This window comes from Pseudomonas sp. HMSC057H01 (genome assembly GCF_001836405.1).
In the GTDB taxonomy this organism is placed as follows: Bacteria; Pseudomonadota; Gammaproteobacteria; order Pseudomonadales; family Pseudomonadaceae; genus Pseudomonas; species Pseudomonas aeruginosa.
This window is the reverse complement of sequence record NZ_KV828475.1, coordinates 343378-363441: the sequence shown is the minus strand read 5'-3', so window position 1 is coordinate 363441 and position 20064 is coordinate 343378. Positions and strand designations below refer to the sequence as shown.

Annotated in this window: 21 protein-coding genes; all 21 read right to left on the bottom strand. The window is 65.2% G+C overall.

Annotated features, from left to right (window positions below; translation table 11 throughout):
• Positions 1-142 precede the first annotated feature (142 nt).
• The 21 genes from HMPREF2581_RS17195 to HMPREF2581_RS17090 all read right to left on the bottom strand — a co-directional run bounded on the left by HMPREF2581_RS17195 (position 143) and on the right by HMPREF2581_RS17090 (position 20063).
• Positions 143-3802: a TipJ family phage tail tip protein gene (locus HMPREF2581_RS17195; protein WP_003137405.1), complete on the bottom strand. Its 3660-nt coding sequence runs from the start codon at positions 3800-3802 to the stop codon at positions 143-145.
• A 58-nt stretch (positions 3803-3860) separates the two neighbouring features.
• Complete coding sequence (locus HMPREF2581_RS17190) at positions 3861-4463, bottom strand: tail assembly protein (protein ID WP_003118924.1); 603 nt, start codon at positions 4461-4463, stop codon at positions 3861-3863.
• Between the two features lie 54 nt (positions 4464-4517).
• On the bottom strand, positions 4518-5288 hold the full coding sequence (locus HMPREF2581_RS17185) for a C40 family peptidase (RefSeq protein WP_003137403.1): 771 nt from the start codon (positions 5286-5288) through the stop codon (positions 4518-4520).
• A 2-nt stretch (positions 5289-5290) separates the two neighbouring features.
• The gene (locus tag HMPREF2581_RS17180; protein ID WP_003118922.1) at positions 5291-5986 is read right to left on the bottom strand and encodes a phage minor tail protein L; all 696 of its coding nucleotides are present in this window, start codon (positions 5984-5986) and stop codon (positions 5291-5293) included.
• Between the two features lie 7 nt (positions 5987-5993).
• Positions 5994-6335: a phage tail protein gene (locus tag HMPREF2581_RS17175; RefSeq protein WP_003113186.1), complete on the bottom strand. Its 342-nt coding sequence runs from the start codon at positions 6333-6335 to the stop codon at positions 5994-5996.
• A complete protein-coding gene (locus HMPREF2581_RS17170) occupies positions 6328-8163 on the bottom strand; it encodes a phage tail tape measure protein (RefSeq protein WP_003137400.1) in 1836 nt (611 codons plus the stop codon). Before HMPREF2581_RS17170 ends, HMPREF2581_RS17175 begins: the two co-directional genes overlap by 8 nt.
• Before the next feature lie 46 nt (positions 8164-8209).
• Positions 8210-8464, bottom strand: a complete 255-nt coding sequence (locus tag HMPREF2581_RS17165) for a hypothetical protein (protein WP_003113188.1) — start codon at positions 8462-8464, stop codon at positions 8210-8212.
• A gap of 29 nt (positions 8465-8493) precedes the next feature.
• A complete protein-coding gene (locus tag HMPREF2581_RS17160) occupies positions 8494-8841 on the bottom strand; it encodes a phage tail assembly chaperone family protein, TAC (RefSeq protein WP_003113189.1) in 348 nt (115 codons plus the stop codon).
• Positions 8842-8852: 11 nt separating this feature from the next.
• Complete coding sequence (locus HMPREF2581_RS17155) at positions 8853-9347, bottom strand: phage tail tube protein (protein ID WP_003113190.1); 495 nt, start codon at positions 9345-9347, stop codon at positions 8853-8855.
• A 315-nt stretch (positions 9348-9662) separates the two neighbouring features.
• Positions 9663-9920 (bottom strand): hypothetical protein, encoded by a 258-nt coding sequence (locus tag HMPREF2581_RS17145; RefSeq protein WP_003137395.1) that lies wholly within the window; start codon positions 9918-9920, stop codon positions 9663-9665.
• Complete coding sequence (locus tag HMPREF2581_RS17140; protein ID WP_003121852.1) at positions 9917-10279, bottom strand: hypothetical protein; 363 nt, start codon at positions 10277-10279, stop codon at positions 9917-9919. Before HMPREF2581_RS17140 ends, HMPREF2581_RS17145 begins: the two co-directional genes overlap by 4 nt.
• Entirely contained in the window at positions 10276-10905 is a 630-nt protein-coding gene (locus tag HMPREF2581_RS17135) for a glycoside hydrolase family 19 protein (protein WP_003129215.1), read from the bottom strand. Before HMPREF2581_RS17135 ends, HMPREF2581_RS17140 begins: the two co-directional genes overlap by 4 nt.
• 32 nt (positions 10906-10937) lie before the next feature.
• Positions 10938-11927 (bottom strand): phage late control D family protein, encoded by a 990-nt coding sequence (locus HMPREF2581_RS17130; protein WP_003137392.1) that lies wholly within the window; start codon positions 11925-11927, stop codon positions 10938-10940.
• A gap of 57 nt (positions 11928-11984) precedes the next feature.
• Positions 11985-12191 carry a tail protein X gene (locus HMPREF2581_RS17125; RefSeq protein ID WP_003101635.1) on the bottom strand — a complete coding sequence of 69 codons (207 nt, stop codon included), beginning with the start codon at positions 12189-12191 and terminating at the stop codon, positions 11985-11987.
• Positions 12166-13038 (bottom strand): phage tail protein, encoded by an 873-nt coding sequence (locus HMPREF2581_RS17120; protein ID WP_003118916.1) that lies wholly within the window; start codon positions 13036-13038, stop codon positions 12166-12168. Before HMPREF2581_RS17120 ends, HMPREF2581_RS17125 begins: the two co-directional genes overlap by 26 nt.
• Positions 13039-13047: 9 nt before the next feature.
• Entirely contained in the window at positions 13048-15285 is a 2238-nt protein-coding gene (locus HMPREF2581_RS17115; RefSeq protein ID WP_003137390.1) for a hypothetical protein, read from the bottom strand.
• A gap of 169 nt (positions 15286-15454) precedes the next feature.
• Complete coding sequence (locus HMPREF2581_RS17110) at positions 15455-15799, bottom strand: phage tail assembly protein (protein ID WP_003085178.1); 345 nt, start codon at positions 15797-15799, stop codon at positions 15455-15457.
• A 14-nt stretch (positions 15800-15813) separates the two neighbouring features.
• Positions 15814-16317, bottom strand: a complete 504-nt coding sequence (locus tag HMPREF2581_RS17105) for a phage major tail tube protein (RefSeq protein ID WP_003085175.1) — start codon at positions 16315-16317, stop codon at positions 15814-15816.
• Between the two features lie 12 nt (positions 16318-16329).
• Positions 16330-17490, bottom strand: coding sequence for a phage tail sheath subtilisin-like domain-containing protein (locus HMPREF2581_RS17100; RefSeq protein WP_003109051.1), 1161 nt, complete (start codon positions 17488-17490; stop codon positions 16330-16332).
• A 42-nt stretch (positions 17491-17532) separates the two neighbouring features.
• Positions 17533-17991 (bottom strand): phage tail assembly chaperone, encoded by a 459-nt coding sequence (locus HMPREF2581_RS17095; protein ID WP_003137388.1) that lies wholly within the window; start codon positions 17989-17991, stop codon positions 17533-17535.
• The gene (locus tag HMPREF2581_RS17090) at positions 17988-20063 is read right to left on the bottom strand and encodes a phage tail protein (RefSeq protein WP_003137387.1); all 2076 of its coding nucleotides are present in this window, start codon (positions 20061-20063) and stop codon (positions 17988-17990) included. Before HMPREF2581_RS17090 ends, HMPREF2581_RS17095 begins: the two co-directional genes overlap by 4 nt.
• Between the last annotated feature and the right edge of the window lies 1 nt (position 20064).

The following is a 20064-nucleotide window of genomic DNA, read 5'->3' as shown; positions in this document are numbered from 1 at the left end:
CCAGAACCCGACGAAAAATCGGAGACAGTCAGCGATCCAGAAGCTGTCCCCGTATTGAATGTACCGATAACCCTGGTGAGACGATCAGTCACTTCGACCGTAACCTGTCCTGTACTTACGTCACGAACTCTCAGACCGACCGTCACGACAGCAATCCCAGTTCGACGACAACAACCCCAGTTGTTGTATCCGTCAAGTACATGCCAGTCGGAGTGAGTTTGAGGGAGTAGCCAGTCCCTGCACCATTCAATTCGAATTTTCCACTCTTGCCTAACTTCCAGCCAGACGATCCGGAAATATAGTTCGTCGACTGCACGTCATCGGCGATCTTCAGGAACGACACGGTGCCCTCCTGAATCATCGCGTTGTTGATAAACATCTGGCCGCCAACGATCGAAACCGGCGCCACTGTCTGCCCGCTGGAACTGTTGAACCAGAGGAACCGATCAGCCTGGAACGCCATGGTCGTCACGCTCGTACCGCTGTCGAAGCCCAGTTGCCAGCCAGCGGCGTACTTCTGCCCGTTGGCATGCGCCTGGAGCTTCACGCTGTAGAGCGCCTTGACGTTTCCATCCAGCGAGGTAACCGCTTGAGATGTGGTCTGGATGTTCGCCTCGTTGGTATCGGTGCGCGCGCTGACGGTATCCACCCGCTGCCCCAGGGCGCTGTCCGCGTTGGCACGGACGGTCTGTTCGGTGCTGATCGCCGAGGCGTTGCTCGCAACCTGGCCGGTGAGCTGATCCAGCCGCTGGACGGTTACAGCATTGTTCGACGCAACGACCGACTCGACGGTTGCGATCCTGCCCTCCGCCGTCCCGGTCCACGCCTCAAGCAAGCTCGTCCGCTTCGCCTGCGCTTCGTCCTCGTTCGCCCGCACGGTGACTTCGGTGGCAGCTCGAGCAATGGTGTCCCAGCCCTTCAGCGCATCCGCCTTCTCTCCGGTCGCCGGTTCCCCGCGGGCGGCAGCTTGCAGCACATCCAGATTCGATGCCGCTGCTTCGATCCTGCCGTCGAGTTCGCTGATTTCAGCGGTATGGCTCGCCACCTGCTGCGCCAGCCCGTTGGCAGTTTCCAGCGACTGGCCGATATCGGACCAGTAGGCCGCGTTCGGCGGCGCCGTCTTCGCCGGCACAGCCTTCAGTGCCTGGTACAACCGCTGCCCCTGTCGCACCATTTCGTTCTTCGCGTAGACCTTGGTCGGGTCGTACAGCAAAACGTCGGCGAGGTCGCCGACCTGCTTCTGCAAGCCCCCGATATCCACCTGCATCCGCTCGATATCGGAGAAGAATTGCTGGCCCAGCGCCGACTCGACGTACTCCTGGGTGATCAACTGGTTGTATTCGCTGGCGTCGCTGGAGCTGGTGCCGGTGACCCAGTTCGACCAGGCGCCGACGTTGCCGCTACGGTCGATCAAGCGACCGCGGAACGCCAGCCGTTCGCCGGCCGGTATCGGCGATACCAGGTGGGTATTGCCTGGGTAGGCGAACAGGCCCAGCGCCCGTGCGGTCTCCTCGCTGCCGCCGGGCGTGGCGGACTGCTGGATCTCGGTGTAGGCGGTGTCCGCTGCGCCGCTGGCCGGGAACCCCCACTCCAGGCCGATGCGCCAGGGGCCGGCCACGCAGCGCAGGTAGGCCAGCGCCGGCGGCGGCGTGGTCTTGCCCTCAAGAGCGGTCTCCACACTGCTGGCGTAGACCGAGCCGACCTCCATCACGTTCAAGGCGCGTACCCGCACCAGATAGCGACCGGCATAGATGCCCGGCACGTCGAAACCGAGCGCCGAGGTTCGCGGCACCCGCACCCAGTTGCCCGAGTCCTTGCGCCATTCGGCCTCGTAGGCCACCGCGTTCGGCGCGGCATCCCAGGAGGCCGACAGGCTGGTCACCGCCAACCCCTGGTCGACCTTGGTGAAAGCCTTGATCCGCACGTTCTGCGGCGGCGCCTGCACGCCCGGCGGAATGCTGGTGACCGGCGGCAGCTCGATGCGCGCACCGTTGTCGATGGCGTCGAACTTGCTCGCGTTGTGTTGCAGCGCGGTGATCTCGAAAAGATTGTCCTCCGGCCGGGTGATGCTCATGATGCGGAAGCGCTGGGTGGTCAGGCTGTTGCTCTGCAGCGCCCACTGCCCCTGGGGCCGAGGCGTCTCCGAATAGGCGGCGGTCACGGTCAGCACGCGGCCTACCACCGACTGGACGCTGCGCGCCTCGGCCTTGCCGTTCGGCAGGTTGACCAGCAGGCGATCGCCGGGTCGGGCCTCGACGTCGCGGTCGAGGGTCAGCGCGCGGCCATCCACCGCGCTCAGGCGTCCGCCGATCTGCTTGCCGGACTTGACCGGGTCGGCTACGGCGATGATCTTCCCCGGCGCCAGCCCACGGCCATCCATGCCGGTGCGGAAGGTCACCGCGTCCTGCTCCAGCTCCTCGGTCAGCAGCGCCCACTGGCCACGCCGCTGCGCCTCGCCCTCGGAGGTGCAACCGATCGCGGTGATCTCCAACTGGCTGATGCCGTAGCGGCGCTGCGCGCGGTCATTGTTCACCGCTACCGGTTGGCTCTGGTAACCGTTGCCCGGATTGTCGTAGTTGACCAGGGCCAGGGTGTGGCGATCGCGCTGGCGGCTGCTGCTGTAGTTGAAGTGGCTGCCGTCGTCGCCACGCACGGTGTTCGACGGCGAGAAGGTGTAGGCCTCGTCCTCCGGCATGTCGGATACCGCCACCATTTCCGCGCCGGACCAGTAGGACATGCCGCGGAAGATCGCTGCCAGGTCGCGCAGCACGGTCCAGGCTTCGGCGCGACTCTGCAGGTACAGGTTGCAGCTGAAGCGCGGCTCCTGGCCGCCCTTGCCGTCGGGCACCGACTGGTCGCAGTACTGGGCGATGCGGTACAGCGACCACTTGTCGACCATGCTCGCGTCGATCCGCCGACCGAGGCCGAAGCGCTTGTGCAACACGATGTCGTACCAGTGCCAGGCCGGGTTGCTGGTCCAGGCCGACTTGAACGAGCCGTCCCAGGTGCCGCTGTAGCTACGGGTCTGCGGATCGTAGTTGCTCGGCACCCGCACCCGCCGGCCGCGCGCTTCCACCGATATCTGCGGAATGCTCTGGAACTGGCTGGCATCGAACTCGACGAACAGCAGCGCGGTGTTCGGGTAGCGCAGCTTGGCGTCGATCACCTCGGTGATCGCCTCCACCCGCATGGTGTCGGCGACGCGGTTGTTGTTCTGGTTCGGCGTCAGGCGGCGCACGCGCACCTGCCAGCCGCTCCGCGCCTCCGGCAGGTCGACACGGTGGGAGCGCTCGTAGCGGCTGGTGGACTTGTCGTCCAGCGAAGCCTTCAGCGCTTCCTGCCAGGCACCGCCGTCGACGGCGATGTCGATCGCGTAGTCGATGCGGTAGCCGACCACGTCACCGTTTTCCTGCTGGCGCTGGATGGCCGGCCAGGACAGGCGCAGGCGCACCGCCGAGAGCTGGGTGTTGTTCACCGCGCGGACCCAGGGCGCGTCACTCTTGAGTTCGACGCCGACCGCCAGTTCGTTTTCCACGGCGGGCACACCGGCAATGTGTTCCTGGTCCACCGAGCCCGGACGGAACTCCCAGGTCACTCCGGGGAAGTTCACCGAGCCGTCCGCCGCCAGCAGCGGCGTATCGTCCAGGTAGATCGAACGGCCGTCGACGCCACCGTCGAACTCGCCTTCGCCCAGTGCCAGGAGAATCTTCGCCCGCGCGATCGAGCGCACCGAGTCCGGCATCTCCACCGGCTGGCGCGGCTTCTTGCTGCCACCCTTGTGGCCCGTGATGGTCTTGTTCATGACGTTCCTTCAGGCAAAAAAACGCCCGCGCATGGCGGGCCTGTTACGGCGTTGCCGGCTACAGCCGGTCCTCGGCATAGATGCCGGCGCTGATCACCGCGCCGCCGATGCGGCGCTTGCCGTAGAGCACGCCGACCGGATGGCCCTGGGCGATGGTGTTGACCGGGCCGCCGAAGGCATAGCTGGGGGCGTTCTCGGGGGCCTCTCGGCCCTTCAGGCCCTTGGGTTGGGGGCTGAGCATCTGCATGACGCCACCGAGCATCATGCTGGCGCCGGCAGAGATCAGAAACGTGCTTGTCCCGAGCGTAAGACTCGTTGCGAAGACACCTACGGCAATGAGTGCAGCTCCTAATACCGTCTGAAACAATCCGGACTGCTTGCTCCCGATCACCAACGGCACGATGCGGATATCCTCGCGTCCGCGCATGTCCAGTTGCTCGCCGGACAGGTTGGTACGCCCACGGAACACGGCGAAGGTCAGCCCTTTCGATTCCGCCTCGCGCATGAACGTCTCGAATCCCTCCATGGTGTGCTTCAGGGCGCTCATCGCCTCGCGTACCGTGCCGCTTTCCAACAACCGGCCGTGCATGCGGCCGAAGCGCTTGCCCAGAACCCCGTACAGACGGATGGTGGTGAGGCCCTGACTCAGGGTGTCATTCATGGACCTGTTCCTCTCGTAAAGAGCCGATTCCGACGGCTCGCTTGAATATGTCGTTCACTGCGGCATCCGCATGTGCCGCAAGACCAGGCGCGTGCGTTCGATCCAGGGTCCGCCGAACACGTCGCGGGTCGACAGCCGTCCGTACAGGTGGTGCAGCAGGAACGGTCCGTCGCCGCCGAGCGCCTGGACCGGCTCGCTGTCCAGACGCCAGTCGTTGCCCAGGTAGATGCCCGCATGGTTAGGGTGCAGCGCCCTTCCGACCTGCATCACCAGCATGTCGCCGCGGCGGATTCCGGCCAGCGGCACCGGCCGGAATCCAGCCGCCGCATAGTGCTGCTCGTAGAGGCTCTCGCCGGTTTCCCACCAACCGTCGCGGCGCGGATAGTCCGGAAGCTCCAGACCTGCCTCGCGGCGGTACCAGTCGCGACAGAGGCTCCAGCAGTCGAGCACGCCGTGGGCGAACTCGCGGCCGAGCAGCGGCGCCCGATAGCCCTCCGGCGCTAGATGCGCGACATCGCCTTCCGGCCAGGACAGGATCACCCAGGGCAGACCATGCAGTTCGCAACTGACCCGATCGGCCATGCTCGGCGTGGCCGGAACGTCCGGGTGGCTGTGGACGATGGCCAGGACCTCGCCCTGGTCCTCGGCAGCGCACCAGTCCTGGTGATCGATCACGAAGTGCTCGCTGGGCGATCCGGCTGCGTTGCGACAGGCCACGTAGCGGCGTTGACGCACACCGCGAACGATCAGCCCGCAGCATTCGCGCGGATGCTCGCGGGCGGCGTGTGCGGCGATGGCCCGCTGCAAGCTGCGGCTCAGTTCCATGCTCACATCCTGACCAGGCCGGCGCCGGCGAAGCCGCCGTGGGACAGCGGGTTGTCCGCGCCGAAGCGCAGCTTGCAATCGCTGACCCGGCCGCCGCAGCGGTCCAGCGCCGGATCGTCCACCGGATTGCCGTCGGCATCGAACATCGCCGTGCCGGTGTAGTTGCAGTCCTGCCCGCGGTACTCGTTGGTGATGCACCAGTGGCACAGCGAGGTGATCTGGCGCGCCGGGATCTGCTGGCCCTGGAAATCCGGCGGAGCGGACAGCTCCCAGGTCACCTGGACGCTGTTCTCGGCGGTCTTCTGCTCGAGGAACCAGATGTTCAGGCGCTCCTGGGAGGGGTCGGCCTGCGGGTTGCCTTCGGCGAAGTTGGCCGCATCCAGGTAGTGCGCATAGGTCTCGCGCACGGTCAGGCGCGCGCCTACCAGGCCATCGAAGAACAGGCAGAGCGCGCTGATGCTGCCGTCGATGTTGCCCACGCTAAGGGTCGGCGAACTGGCCCGGCCGTCGCCGCGCTGCTCGAAGCCGCGCGCCTCCAGCGGCCAAGCTTGGTAGGCGTTGCCCTGCCAGTGGATCGGCCCCTGCTGCAGGTGGCCGTGGAAGCGCAGCATCTCGCCGCCGAACCCGGTGCAATCCAGGTCGAACAGGCGCACCAGCGCCCCAGGCTCGAGGGCCTGGTCATCGGCTGTGATGGTCATGCTTACCTCACGGATTGAAGACTTGCTGGAAGGTGGTGTTCAGGGTGAACACGCCGTTGCCGCGCGGTCGCAATTGCCAGCCCTGGGCGCGCACCCGCACCGGTTCGCCAGTGGGCAAGGTCCAGAGGAACGAGCGGTAGCCGCCGTGGCGCTTGAGGAAATCGCGGATCGGGCCGATCAGCGCGAGATCGCCGGTACGCGAAACCTGCCAGGTCTCGCTGAGGTTGTTCAGCCCGTCGCCGAGCGCCTGGCTGTAGCCGCCGCCGTACTGCACCTGGCGTACCAGTTGGTTCGCCTGGCCGGCGGAATCGATCGAGATGTCCCAGGTAAAGCGTTCCAGATCAGCCATTCACCATCCTCCATACCAGGCCGCCGGGGCGCAGCTCCTGCGCCACCACGTTGCGCGCGGCATCGTTGATCATTCCCGCCAGCTGCTGTCCCGTACCGTCGTCGCCGCTGGCCGTCGCCGCGCCCTCGCGGCCGCCGCCCAGGCTGACGCTGGTGGAGAAATTGAAGACGTTGCCCCCCTCGCCGCCGCCGAGCGCGCGCACGCCGAGCACGCCATCGGAACCGCGACTCAGCGGCATGATGGCTTCCGGCCCACGCTCGCCGATCAGCGCCGGACGACCGCCGGCCATGCTGAACAGCGCCGGCGCGCTCTGGATGCCATCGTTGAAGGCACCGCCCCTGGCGAACCCAGGCATGCCTCCGGCGCGTTGCTTGCTGACCCAATTGGCCATGTCCGAGCCGGTGTAGTCGGAAATCCGCGAGCCCGCCGTTGCGCCGCTACCGAAGAACCCGCTGACCGCACCGACGATGCCGCCGATGATCTGCAGCGTCGCCTGCCGCGCGGCGATCCGCGCCATATCCTGGATCACCGAGTCGGCGAAATCCTTGAACGACAGCTTGCCCGTGGTGGCAAAGGTGAACAGGGCGTTCTCCATATTGGTGAAGGCGTTGGTAAACAGCATGTCCATCATTCCCGAGACGTCCTGCGCCTGGTCGCGCAGGCTCGCCCAGGAGGCGTCCATCTGTTCGACCCAACTGCCCACCGGCTTGCCAGCGGCCGAAGCCCCTCCAGCCGAGACCTTGGAACCGTCCCCGGTCTGCCCGGAAGCAGTGGCCACCATCGCGCCGACATCCATCGCCGCTGCCGGCATTGGCGCGGCACCCTGGGCCGCGGGAGCGCCCGCTACCGCTTGTCCCGCAGCTGCGCGGGCCTTTTCCAGTAGCGAGGTATAGGGTTTCTGGCTGGCCAGTTGCGCCTCGGTGATGCCGGCCTTGCCATTCATCCAGCCGAACAATCCGTCCAGGGCGAGCATTGAAAGCTGCCGCGCGGCGATCCGGGCGACATCGTCGATCACCGTCTTGGCGAAGTTGCTCAAGGACAGCTTTCCGCTAGTGGCGAAATTGAACAGCGACTTCTCGAGCTTCTCCGACGCATTTCTGAACAGCTCGTCGGTCATCCCGGAGATATCCTGCAGCGGCGCGCGGTAGGCGCCCCAGACACTGTTCATCTGCAACAGCCACTGCTTGAAGACCTGCGACTGGAGCGACGGCTGTTCCTTCTCGTCGTCGCCGGCCTTCGCCTGTCCCTTGCCCGCCTTGTCGTCGACCTTGGGCTTCTCGGTACCGACGCTGGCGACCCAGCCAAACAGCCCGTCCAGCAGCATCAGCGTCATCTGCCGCGAGGCGAGGCGCGCGGCATCGGCGTAGGCGGCCTTGCCCACGTTGGCAAGCGACAGCTGGCCGGTCTCGCTGAGATTGAGCAGCGCCTTGTCGAGCTTGTCGGAAGAGTTCTTCAGTAGTGCTTCGTTGAGCTTGGACAGATCCTGGAGTGGTTCGCGATAGCTCTTCCAGGCTTCGCCCAGCTCCTTCTGCCGGGTCTTCCACTCGGCCAGTACTTTGTCCTGGGCGCTCTGCACAGGCTTCTTGGCCTGACCCGCCTGGCGACTGGTCCTGCCCAGCATGTCCAGCGCCTGGTCCAGCACGCTGCTGGCAATCAGTGCCGAACTGTCCAGGCTTTTGCCGATAGCCTTGCCAGCCTTTTCCGCGCGCGCCTCCATGGCACGCATTTTCTGATCGTTGATCCTGCCAACCTTGTCCATCCCGGCCCTGTACCCTTCGCTGCGAAGGACCAGGTCGAGCGTCAGGCTGCCGTCGGTATTCGTGGCCATGATTCATGTCTTCCAGAAAAAGACCCCGCCGCAGCGGGGTGGCCTGTCATGCCCATTGATCCATCGCCTGATGCAGCGAAAGGGGCTGGAGAGCCATATGCGGACGGAACGCGTCGGGATCGGCGTCCGCTCCCAGCGCATGCCCGAGCAACGCAGCGATCCGAGCCAGCGCAAGCTCCAGCCGGTGTCCCGGATGGAGCGAGCCGCGCTTGTTCAGGTAGGCGACCCAGGCGCGGTACTCGGCGTAGCTGAGCCGCTCCTTGGCCTCGGCAATGGTCGACCCGCCGACGCCGTTCAGCACCAGCTCGTGCCAAACCTCGTCGGCGGGGGTCAGTTTTTTTCCGCGTCCTCGACCCGGTTGACCTCACCGACCGCCTGCAGCAGCAGGAAGCCCAGCGCCGGGTCGAGGTCGTAGGCCTGTTCGTAGGTCAGGCTTTCCTCTCCCGTCTCGCCCAGGCGAATGCATTCGGCGAGGTAGCGCGCGTTGCGGCTCTGCTGGTCGCCTTCGGCGGAGAACAGGCGCTCCACCGCGCCAAAACTGTTGCGTCGGACGAACACCTGGAAGGTGTCGCTGACCGCCTTCTTCCTGCCGGCGGGAACGCGGGTCCAGGTAATCTCCTTGCGCACCAGCGCCGACTCGATGAAACCGCCCGCCGCACGAAGTTCGTTGAGATTCATCTACGCGCTCCTCAAGCCGACTTCGGCGTCCACTTGCCGGCGCCGGAACGCTGGATGGTGGCCTGGGTAGCGACCAGCGTGTTGCTGGCGAAATCGAAGGGGAAGTCGCTGACGTAGCCTTCGAAGGTGAACCAGGTGCGCGCCGGCGGCAGCACGAAATCGTCGCCTTCGGTGCTGACGGTCGGCTTTACGTCGATTCCGTCGGACCAGCCGATGGCCCACTTGACGCTCGTCTCGCCATCTTTCTCGGACAGCTGGAACAACCGAACGTGACTGGCCAGGCGTGGATCGGCGTTGATGCCGAGGGTCGCCTGGCCAGGGGTGCGCAGGCCTTTCTTGTACTTGCGCGAAGTGTCGCTCAGGCACGGGTCTTCGATCTGGTCGGCCGGATTGCCGCCCGGGTTGAACGAGGTCACGCCTTCGATCTCCAGGACGGTAGCGGCACCGGTACCGGATACCGGCGGAACCAGGGCGTAGATCTGGGTACCTTGAGTCAGGATGGACATGGAAAACTCTCCTTTATGCACATGAAAAGACCCGCACCAGGCGGGTCGTCTGGCCCCGTCCCCAGGACGGTCGGCCGTGGCGCGGTACGCGGTCGGCGAGGAGCCTCCACGTCCCGAGCCGTTGTCGGATGCAAACGAAAAAGCCCGGCACACGGGCCGGGCTCTGAGGTTGCAGGTGGCATCCCTGGGGGGACACACCTGTACAAGCATGACTACGTTGTACCGGCCGATTCCTGGCTCGACAACGCTGCGGAATCAATACACGGCAATATGCGCCGGACACACGTCCATCGACGTCCATATGCGCCCAGTGTCTCAGCGGCAGGCACGCAACGCCGCCTGCAATTCGAGTTCGTAGCCCTGCCGCTGGCGGCGCTCGGCGAGCAATGCGCGAACCTTGGCCTGCAGCGAATCGCCAGCCTGCAACGTGGCGCTGGCCCAGCTCGGCGGGCGCACGTCAGGTACACGGCAAGGCACTGCCAGGGGAACCTCGACGCGCACGGGGCGAGGTGTCGTCGGCGAGGCTGCGCAGCCCGCGAAAAGCAGACAAAGCCCCAGCAGGAGACGAGTCATAGTCCCAGCTCCCGGTCGATCGCCGCACCTGCCGCCTGGCAGTCCACACCAATGTCGGGTTCCTGGAGCAGACGCACGGCGGCGGCATACTGCTCCGCGGCCTGCGCCCTGGCCTCGCCGAGTGCCTGCTCGACGTCCTTCGCGCGCCTCTCGGCGCTCGCCCGCACCGCCGCCAGCGCGCGCTGCTGCTCATCGAGCAAAGCCTCGAGCTGGCCGCTGGCGACGCGGCTGGCAGTGAGTTGGCCCAGGGCCTCCTCCAGTTGCGGACGATAGTGGCGGGCAACCAGGCCGCCGCCGAGCAAGGCGCCGGCCAGCAGGACCAGCAACACGGCCGGCAGGAGCAGAGCGAGCCGGCTCATGACAGCACCGCCCTGGCCCGCTGCCACAACGCCAGGCGCTCCGCCTGGCCATTCAGGCCGCCGTTGATGCGGCGGGTGATGGCAGCGAACTCGCCGCGGTCGGCCAGCTCGTTGAGCCCGTGACCGGCCCACCACCAGGCAGCGCTGCGGGCCGCCGGCACGGGCTGCTCCAGGCGCCAGGGCTCGGCTTCCAGCGGCTCGCCGAGGGCCTCTCCGACCAACCGGTAGTTGGCACGCCCGGTGATCTGTAGCAAGCCACGCCCACGGAAGCGCCAGCCATCGCCGGACGCTTCGTCGCCATTGCCGTTGCGCGTGGCGTAGGTGTTGTCGGCAATCGCCTGCGGATTGCGCGCCAGCCGCAAGGCCAACGCGTTGGGCTGCCCGTCGGGGCCGAGATAGCGACCCGGCCAGGTCGCCGCCAAGCCTTGGGCGCTGTAATTGAGGTTCTCCACCAGCCGGGTCAACTGGCTGCTTTCGTGGCCGACCTGGGCGAGAAACGCGGCACACCGCGCCGGTGTGTCGATCTCCCTCTCGTCCATGGCCCGTTGCAACGCCACAACGAAAACGCCCGCGACGAGGCGGGCGTTGGGAAAAATGCGCAGCAATTGCTGCTCGGTCAGTTTCATCGATCCTCCTGCACTCCGATGGGTTTCAGGCGTCACCCCTTGCCGCCTCGGCCGCCGTTGCATTGCACGACAGTGGTCCATCCGCTGGAGCTGTAGGTGTGCTCCACCGAGTCGATCAGGAACTCGCCGTCGATTCCCGCCTTGAAGCCTTGGAGCAGCAGGCTGCGCTCGGCGAACAGGTCGCCACGCCCCGGCAACTCCAGGCGCACACTGGCACTGGAGCGGCTGAAGCTCGCCAGGCGAGCCTTCGCCGCCTGCTCGGCCTCTCCACGGCTGGCATAGAGATGCCGGTCGACATGCTCGCCCGTAGCCGTAGCCGGTGCCTTCGGGTTCTTCAGCTCGACGCTCTTGACCTCGCCGCTGCCGGGCAATTGGTAGCGAGTCTTCACCGTTCTCATCAGGCTGCGGTCGTCGTAGGTAACGTCGAAGCTGCCGACGTCAGCACGTCCCAACACCAAAGGTTCGATCCGACGCCCCGTGGCGCTCTGCCCGCTCTGTCGCGGCAGCACCATGAGCATGCCCTCGGCCAGCTTGGCGGTGCAGTCGTACTGGCGCGCCAGACGGGTGACGAAGTGGTAGTCGGACTCATTGACCTGGTCGACCCGGGCGATCGCCACCTGCAACGGACACTCCACGCGCCAGCCGTTGCGTGCGCCAACATCGCGGCAGACCTGAGCCAGGGTAGTGCCCTCCCAACCGCCGCTGCGTATCGTCTTGCCACTGCCGCGCATGTCGCCGGCCTTGGCAGTGACGGTCAGGCAGTCCGGCGGACCAGCCCACTGCAGGGTGTCCACGGTAAAGCGCCCCATGCGCATCAGTGGCTCGCCGGCATAGCCGAGATGAACCTCCAGCACCGCACCGCGCCTGGGTAAGGCCACCTGTCCATCGCGATCGTCGAGCCTCAAGGTCAGGCTGTCGGACTCCATGCCCGGCTTGTCCAGCAAGGTCAGCTTGAGCAGGCGGTCATTCAGCCGCTGGGTGACGTCGGTGCCGTCGGCAACGATACGGAAACTCGGTTGCACCTGATCTCTCCAGAAAAGAAAAACCCCGCCAAGGCGGGGTTGCGGGTGAGCGGTCGATCAATCCCACAGGCGCACCTGTTCGACATTGACCACCGGCATGTCAGGGAAACTGATCAGCAAGCCGGCGCGGAATGGCTGCTGCTCATCGGCCAGCCCGGGATTGGCGTCGAGGGTCGCCTCGACGCAGCCCAACAGATGGCCATAGACGTGGTAGCAGAGGCTGTCCAGCATGTCGCCGTCAGCGGTTCGGCAGGTCGTCGCCATAGCGCTTGAACTCCAGGTCGAAGGTTTGTTTGCGGGGAGCGCCGTTGCCCAGCAGGGCGCTCTGGTTCTCGCTGATCCGCACCAGACACCAGAGGCCCATCTGCACCTCGCCGTAGCCGCTGCTCAGGATCAGCGGCTCACGCCGCTCCGCCAACCGGCGCAGCGCTTCGAGCTGCTCCAGACCGACGACCTTTTCCTGGTTACCTACCTGTCGACGCAGCGGGAATACCGCCCCCTTGAGCAGGATGCTCTCCTCGCCCATGCCGACGCTCTGCAGCGCCGGCCGCCGACCCAGGCGCACCTGCCCGCTCCAGTTGTAGGCACTGTTGCGCTGCAGGGCGTCGAAGGCGGCAGTATTCAGGTTGAAGTAGAACGGTTGGGCATTGGCGGTCAGCGGCTGCAGTACCAACAGGTGCGGCAAGGGCGCTGCGGCCTCGCTCGGGGGCGTCGCCGAGGGTGCCAGCAGCCACGACGGCAGCACCCCCGCCAGCGTCGGACTGATGTCGCCAGCGACCTTGCCGACCGCCTGCGCGGCACTGTTTACCTGCACCTTCAGCGCATCCACGCGTTCGTCGATACCAAGCAACGCCCGGCTCGCCCGGTCATAGGTGGAGACCACGCGGTTCACCTTGCCCTGCGCCTGGCCGATGCCGCGCATGGCACGCTGCAGCCGGGCAGCCATTTCCGGCGATACGCCGGGCAGGTTCTCCAGCTCCGCGGCTGCGCCGCGGATCTCGCTGATCGCACCGTTCACCGGAGCGACCACCTTGTCCAGACTCTTGCGTCCGGACTCGCCGGCGCGACCCAGGTACCTCAGGCCGGCCTGCAATTGTTCCAGATATGCCATGGGGACTCCTTAGACCATCGCCGGATCGTAGAGGCTGCGCCGCTGCCGCTCGTCGGCGAAGTCGACAAGCATGCGTTGCAGGTAGGGCAGCAACTCGTCGGCCAGGCGCTGCGGCTCGTGTACGTTGCCTTGCACCGTCAGGTTGATCTGCGGCGCGAAGGTCCAGTTGGGCGCAGCCGCGACGGGCTCGGCCTGTGGTGCGGGCACCGTCGGCTTGTTGTCCGAGTCCGCCGGCGGATCGCCAGCCAGACTGCGTCCCAGACGCCCCCCCAGTTCGCTACCGCCCCAGGCGCCGATAGCGCCGCCAACCAATCCACCGATCAGCGTACCGACCACCGGCACCACCGAGCCGATGCTCGCTCCCAGAGCGGCGCCAGCCAGGGAACCAGCCAGGGAGCCACCGGCCTCGCCATAGACGATGGTCTTTTCGCTCTCCGACAGGTCGCTGGAGTAGACCTCAGCAACATCGATCAACGACGAGGCCACTTGCAGCGGCGCGTTGCGTATGGGCAAACGCGACAGGCGCGGCAGCTTTCCTGCCATCGCCCCCAAGCCTCCTCCGGCCGAGAAGCCAAGGGATGGAAGGGAGCGGGCCTTCACCCCACCGCCCTTGCCTCTCTTCCTGCGTGGTGTTTGACCGCGCTTTCGTTGTGCCGGCCTCCTCGCGGACTCCAGCGTAGAGTCGCCTCCCGGCACCGGCCAGTTGGTAACGAACACGCGTTGTATTTCACTACCACCCGATACCCGGCCTGCACCCCGTTCGATCAGGTCGCCGACGGCAGCGATCCCTCGCCGACCGAGCCGACCGCCACGCAGCACGTCGATAGCGCCGCGCCCTCCCTTGTAGGCGAGATACCCGGATAACACCGCACCTGCGGCGGCGGTAAGACCGGCCGTCGTCCGCGGATAGGCTTCGAGCAGCTCCGCAGTCGACTCGCCGAGTACCGCGCTCCCCTTGGCCAGGTTGTCCAGATATGGATTCAGGGCGCTGCCCAAAGCGGTCTGCGCCCTCTCCCAACTGTCGCTGGAAGCCTTCCACAGCTCCTGGGACATCCCCTCGCGACGCCGCGCATCGCGCTCCGAAGAGCCAGCGGAAGACTGCTGGGATTCGAGCAAGCCCTGGAACTCGCCGCGCGACGCTCGATAGGCTTCAAGCGCCGGCGACGCCACGCCGGCGCTGAGCTTGCCGCCCTTATCCCGATAGCGCGCAGCCAGCTCCAGGTTGGCCTCCAGCAGACTCGCTCCGTCCTTGCGCAGCGCTTCCAGGTCCCGGTCGTAGTCCTGGCCATAAGCGCGTTTCAAGCTGCCGCTGCCGACGAACTCCAGCCAGGCCTTCATCCGCACGTCCGCTTTGTCTGGCGTGGTGTTCTTTGCTTGAATCTCCAGCAAGGCCCCCAGTGCACCGACATCGCCGGCCGTGGCCTCTCCCGCATTGCCCAGCGCTGACAACAAGGCAGGCAGGCGACGCGCCAGGGCCTCACTGCCGACTCTGCCTTTACCCAGGACGACCAGGCGGTCGAGGGAGGCGGACAATTGCTCTGGCGAGTCCGAACCCTGGGCCAGTTGCAACGCTCGAACCAGCCCCGCAACCTCGGCTGAAGCAATCCCTTGGCCAAAGCCGAAGCGGCCCGCCAGTCCCAGATTCATTTGCGCGGCGGCGAACCCCATGCCGGTGGCGTTCAAGTGCTCCAGCATGTCCAGCGTCGCCGTGCGTCCCAGGCCGCTCTGGCTGGCGCTGTCCTGGATCAGGGATGCCAAGGCTGGCTCCCGGCCGACGTCCAGGCCGTTGCGGATCGCCAGGTCGCGCAACCGCGCTTGATAACCGGCAGCCGTCTTGCTGGCTTCCACGACCAGTCCGGAAAATGCGCTAGCCAATGGCATTGCCTGGCTGGCCTGCTCCAGCCGTTGCAGGCCGCGGACCTGCATATCCAGGCCACGCTGCATCTCGCCCAGTCGAGCGTAGGCATCGCCCGCGGCCCTGGCCTCGATGCCGAGTCGCTTCAGTTGCTCCTGGCGTTCGCCAAGCTGCCGGGCATGCTCAGCAACGCCGCGGTCCCCGACCTTGCGCATATCGGCGAGTTCTCGCTCCAGGCGTATGGCGTCTCCCAGCACATCTCTCAGGCTGGACGCCTGGCGGGAACGTTCCTGGAGACTGTCGAGCCGTGCCTTGACGGTCTCGAATGCCTTGCCCAAGGAGGGGTCGGCGATGCCGCCGATGGAGACCACCAGGTCCATGTCTTTACTCATGACGGTTCGTCTCGTCTGTTATCGATGTCCGCCTCCGCGGACCTACTGAAGTAGCGCGGGCGCCGCTCGCCTGGCGGACGACGCCGTCGCTCACTCCTCGCCCTCGGCGAGCCACCAGAGCAGGTCGCCCAGGGTCATGCGCTCCAGTTCGCTGGCCTGGAAGCCCAGCTCAATGGCCAGGCGCCTCGCCAGTTGACGCATACGCGAAGGTGTCGTCCGTGTCGTCTTGCACCAGGCGAAAGTAGGCTCCTTGCAGCCGCTGGTAGTCGCTCAGCTTCAGCCCCTCCAGGTCCTGGCGGCTGACCTGCGCCAGCGAGGCGAACAGTTGCAGTTCGCGCTCCTCGGCATCGTCGCCGGCCACCTTGCCGGCCAGGCGGATATCACGCACGGTGGGTGCACGCAGGGTCAGCGTGTCGACGCTGACCCCGTTGCACTGTGCCGGACGCGAGAGACGAACGAGGGCGGCGTCGGCATCCAGCGTCAGCCAGCCCGGCAGTCGATTCTCTTGGGTCATGTCCGGAGCTCCTCTTACAGGCCGAGGTCGTTGCGCATGCCGGCCAACTGGTCGACACCGTTGATCGCGCGGACACCGTTGACCGGATCGATCTCGTAGACCTCGCGGCCATCGACTTCCAGCTTGTAGTAGCTGACCGCAACGGCGTACTTGAACTCGGCTTTCTCGCCGGCCTTCCAGTCGCCCGGGTCGACCTCCTTGAGCAGGCCGCGCAGGGTAGCCACCACTGGCACGCTGGCGCCCTTCTGGCCCTTGAAGGAGCCGCGGAACACGCCATTGAAAGCGCTCTGGTCGGCCAGGCCGAAGAAATTCAGTGCTTCTCGGCGGGCACCGTTGGTGGAGAACTTGGCCTCCATCGCCTCCAGGCCCATGTCGATGGATACCGGCGCATCCATGCCGCCGGCACGGTATTGCTCGGTCTTCACAGCCAGCTTGGGCAGGGTCAGGGATGGCACGTCACCGGCGAAGCTCACGCCGTCGATGAACAGGTTGGTATTGGTCAGGGTTTGCGGAATCATCACGGGCGCTCCTTAGGCGACATCCAGAACTTCGGTGAGCCACTGATCGGTCACCTCGACACGGAAATTGGGGTTCTCGGCAGGCGGCACATCGGTGAAGCGGATGTTCCAGTACACCTTGCCCTGGGCCAGCTGGCTGGCGCTGTTCAGGTCCGGGTCGGCATAGACCTCGAAGTTGATCACCGCGCCCTGGTTCTTCAGATCGCGCATGAAGGCGCGCAGGCCCTCGGTGACATCCTTCACGTAGGTCTTGGTGATGCCGCGGTCCACCGCCCACTTGTGCCCGGCGAGGATCGCATCCATCACCAGGTCCATGGTCCGAACGCGGGTGACGAAAGCCCACTTGCTGTCGCTGGACAAGGTGCGGTTGCCCCACAGGCGATAGCCATCGTCGCGAATGATCGTGGCGATATTGGCGTTGTTGAGCAGGTTGGCGCGACAGGTCTCATCGCCGTCGAGGAACTCCACCGGACGGCTGGTGCCGGTGATGCCCTTGATCTCCTTGTTCGACGGCGAGGACCAGAAGCCGTACTCGGCGTCGGTCCAGGCGAACAGGCCGGCGGCGTAGGCCGAAGCCGGGGCCTTGCGTGCGGCATTGGTGGCGCTGTCCCAAACCTGCACGCCCGGGTCGACCATGAACAGGCGCTTGCTGCCGAAGTTCTTGGCGTAGGCGACGGCCGCCTCGTCGGTGCTATTGGGACCATCGAGAATGGCGATGGCCCGCAGTTTCTCGGCCAGCCCGTCCATGGCGGTGGCCACCGCTTGCTGGGCCGAATGACCCGGCGCAACTAGTAGACGTGGCTGGGCATTGAAGCGGCTCTTGCCGTCTAGCAGAGCCTGAAGTCCGGTGCGCTCGCCGGCGGCGCTGACACCACCTATGACGGCGCTGGCCTGGGCCTCGGGAGTCTCCGCGGCTTCCACGCCCACCGCCACGATCACGGCCTGGGCACGGTTATAGATGGCCTCGCAGGCCAGGTAGATAGACGAGCCGATGCCGAACGCCGCGGCGGCGTCCTTCTTGCTGGTGAGCAGCACCGGAACGTTGGGCTTGGCGCTTGCCTGCGCCCCCGGCGTGAACACATCGCAGAGGCCGATGACGGAGCTGGCCGGCAGCGCGATGGTGCGCGCACCGATATCGACGTTGGTTACCGTAACGCCGTGGAAGAAACTCATAGGTAGATCTCCATTAATGAAAAACCCCGCACGAGGCGGGGTTCAGGGGGTGACATAACGTCTGAGCCAATCTGGTACGGACGGACGTCCGCCACTGTCGGGAAATAAAGGCTCTTCCGGCCAATCCCGTAAGCTGGCTCTGTACGACATGAGTTCATGGTATTGGACAGGGAGTAAGGTCGTTTCCTTTCCGGTTTCCAATTGATCTCGATGGCGAACAACTAGGCCGTCGGTCGCCAACAGCTGACTATCCCGCCATCTCCGCTCATGGGCGCTACGTTGCTGACGGGAAAGCGGAGGGCGCTCGATCGCTACTGGGTTCCCCTTCACGTCGGAACTGATTGCTCGGCCTGCCGCCTGTTCGTTCATCAGTTGTTCATGTAGCTCTGCGCTGACCCACTCGCCATCGACTGGCCAGCAGCCTGCGTATTCATAAACCTCTCGCAAGGAGGCCGGATAGAATGCCACCTGGCTTGGAGAGAAATAATATTCGCCCTTCATCGTCCAAATGCCTCCCATGAAAGAACCGCCTGAGCAAAGTAGCCATTGCGAATCACCGCGGTAGTGGTAGTCGCTCCACGGAAACCTGTACTGGCATCCGTTCCCGGATGGAAAGCACTCGTCTGATTCGCATATCCGCCGAGGCATAGCGTAGGGAAAGGAATCGGGAACGTAATCGAAGCATCGGCATCGGCGGGGCAAGTGACCTGCCCCCATTGCCTAATGAGGCCAGTGTCATTGTCCCGCCACCATCCGCTCGCCCCAAGGGAAGCAGTCGCAGGAACCCCTGCTCCGATAGTGCTACGTGCTCCCGCTGCCGTATTCGAACCGACGCCGCCACGTGCCAGGGGGAGAATGCCCGAAGTAAGCTGTCCGACGTCATGGTTATGTGCAGATGGTGGAAAAGTGGCAGGTTTTCCCGGTAACGCATTCCAATAGAACCCCGACTTCAACAGATAGTCACTGGGGTTGAAGTCTCCGCCATGCCACATGCGACGCCAGGGAAACCAGGTATTTGAATGCCGGCACCGGAAATAGAAACTCTCACCATCGTAGGCTTGATACGTCTGATAGATGAAATTGCTACTCGCGGCGTACACATGAAGCAGGCCGGCCCGAACTATAGGGTAGTTGGCTCCACTGGCAGCTTGGGCAGTAAAACTCTGGCTCCACCACCCTGAGGTCACCATCGAATCCAGGTTGACGCCTCCAGGCAGTTCACCATCGGCCTCTTTGGTGAAGGAACCTCCAATGTCGCAGCGCTGCCAGGGCAACCACTCCCGGATGCTAGGGTTGGCCGCGTAGGACACCCGTACATACATCTCGGATGTAGCGTTGTAGCTCGTTGCAATCTGCGAAGCATTGCCGTTCTGATCCGGATAGAACATCGACTGGATGTAGAAGTATCGTCCGGCAACAGGTCCGTTCGCATGATTGGTCAGCATCAACGGCACGGTCGCGGTGTTCGGATCGCTACTGTTCGAGACAGCAGTAGCCAACCCGCGCGCGAATACCGGCAAACGCTGCTCGGCCAGCACCCCGCTGACCAGCTTCGACGCATCCAGCCCGGGAATGTCCGTCGCCGCCAGCGTCATTCCAGCAGTCACCCTTCCCTTCGTATCCACGGTCACCTTCGGATAGCTGCCCGCCGCCACACCGGTAGCGGAAAGACTCAGCGGCGCAGAAACATTGGCACTGCCGTCGAAGGTCACCGACCAGGAGGCATCGCCACTGGCTGCCAGGCTGCGCGGTGCGGCCAGCCTGCTGGATGACACGGCGTTGCCATCGACTCGCAGCGCATCGGTGATGCCATAGCCGGCCAGGGTGGTGGCCTTGTTCGCTTTCTGCGCCAGTTTTCCGTCGGTATCGGCCTTGGTATAGGCATCTCCGATCGCATAGCCGGCCAGGGTGGTCGGATTGCTGCCCTGGGTGACCACCCCGTTGGCGTTCACCGTGACCGAGCGATAGCTGCCCGCCGTCACGCCGGAAGGCGCCAGGCCAATGCTGCGGTCGGCAGAAAGATCGCCCCCACCGACCAAGCCATTGCCAGCCAGGATCTTGCGGCCCTTGAAATCGGCAGCGACCTTTTCCTTCACCCAGTCCTGAGTGGCGTAGATGATGCCGTTGTCGATCAGCAGCTGGACATTCTCCAGGCCGGAGAGCGCGATGTTCACCCGAATGGTCTGGGTCCGCGCACTGCCACTTTCCATCGCAGCCTTGTAGCTGGGCGGGCAGTTGGATACCGCGACGAACTTGCCGTCGGCATCCTGCAGGCCGATCTCGCGGATCCAGAAGCCACCTACCTCAACTGGAAGCACCACCTCGGCAACCAAGGTATTGGCGTTCTTGTCGGAAACGAACAGCCGATTCAGCTGGGCCCGATGGCGTTGGTTGATCAGGCTCTTCTGCGCCACCGAAGGCAATGGATCCGGCGTGTCGCCCGGCGCACCGCCAGCATCGCCGATCAGCATATGAGTCGGCTGCCATTTCTTGCCTGCTGCGCTGGCCGCAGCCAGCGCAGCGGCACCTATGTCGGTGAGCAGGCCACCGTATTTCGGAGTATTGGTCGTCATG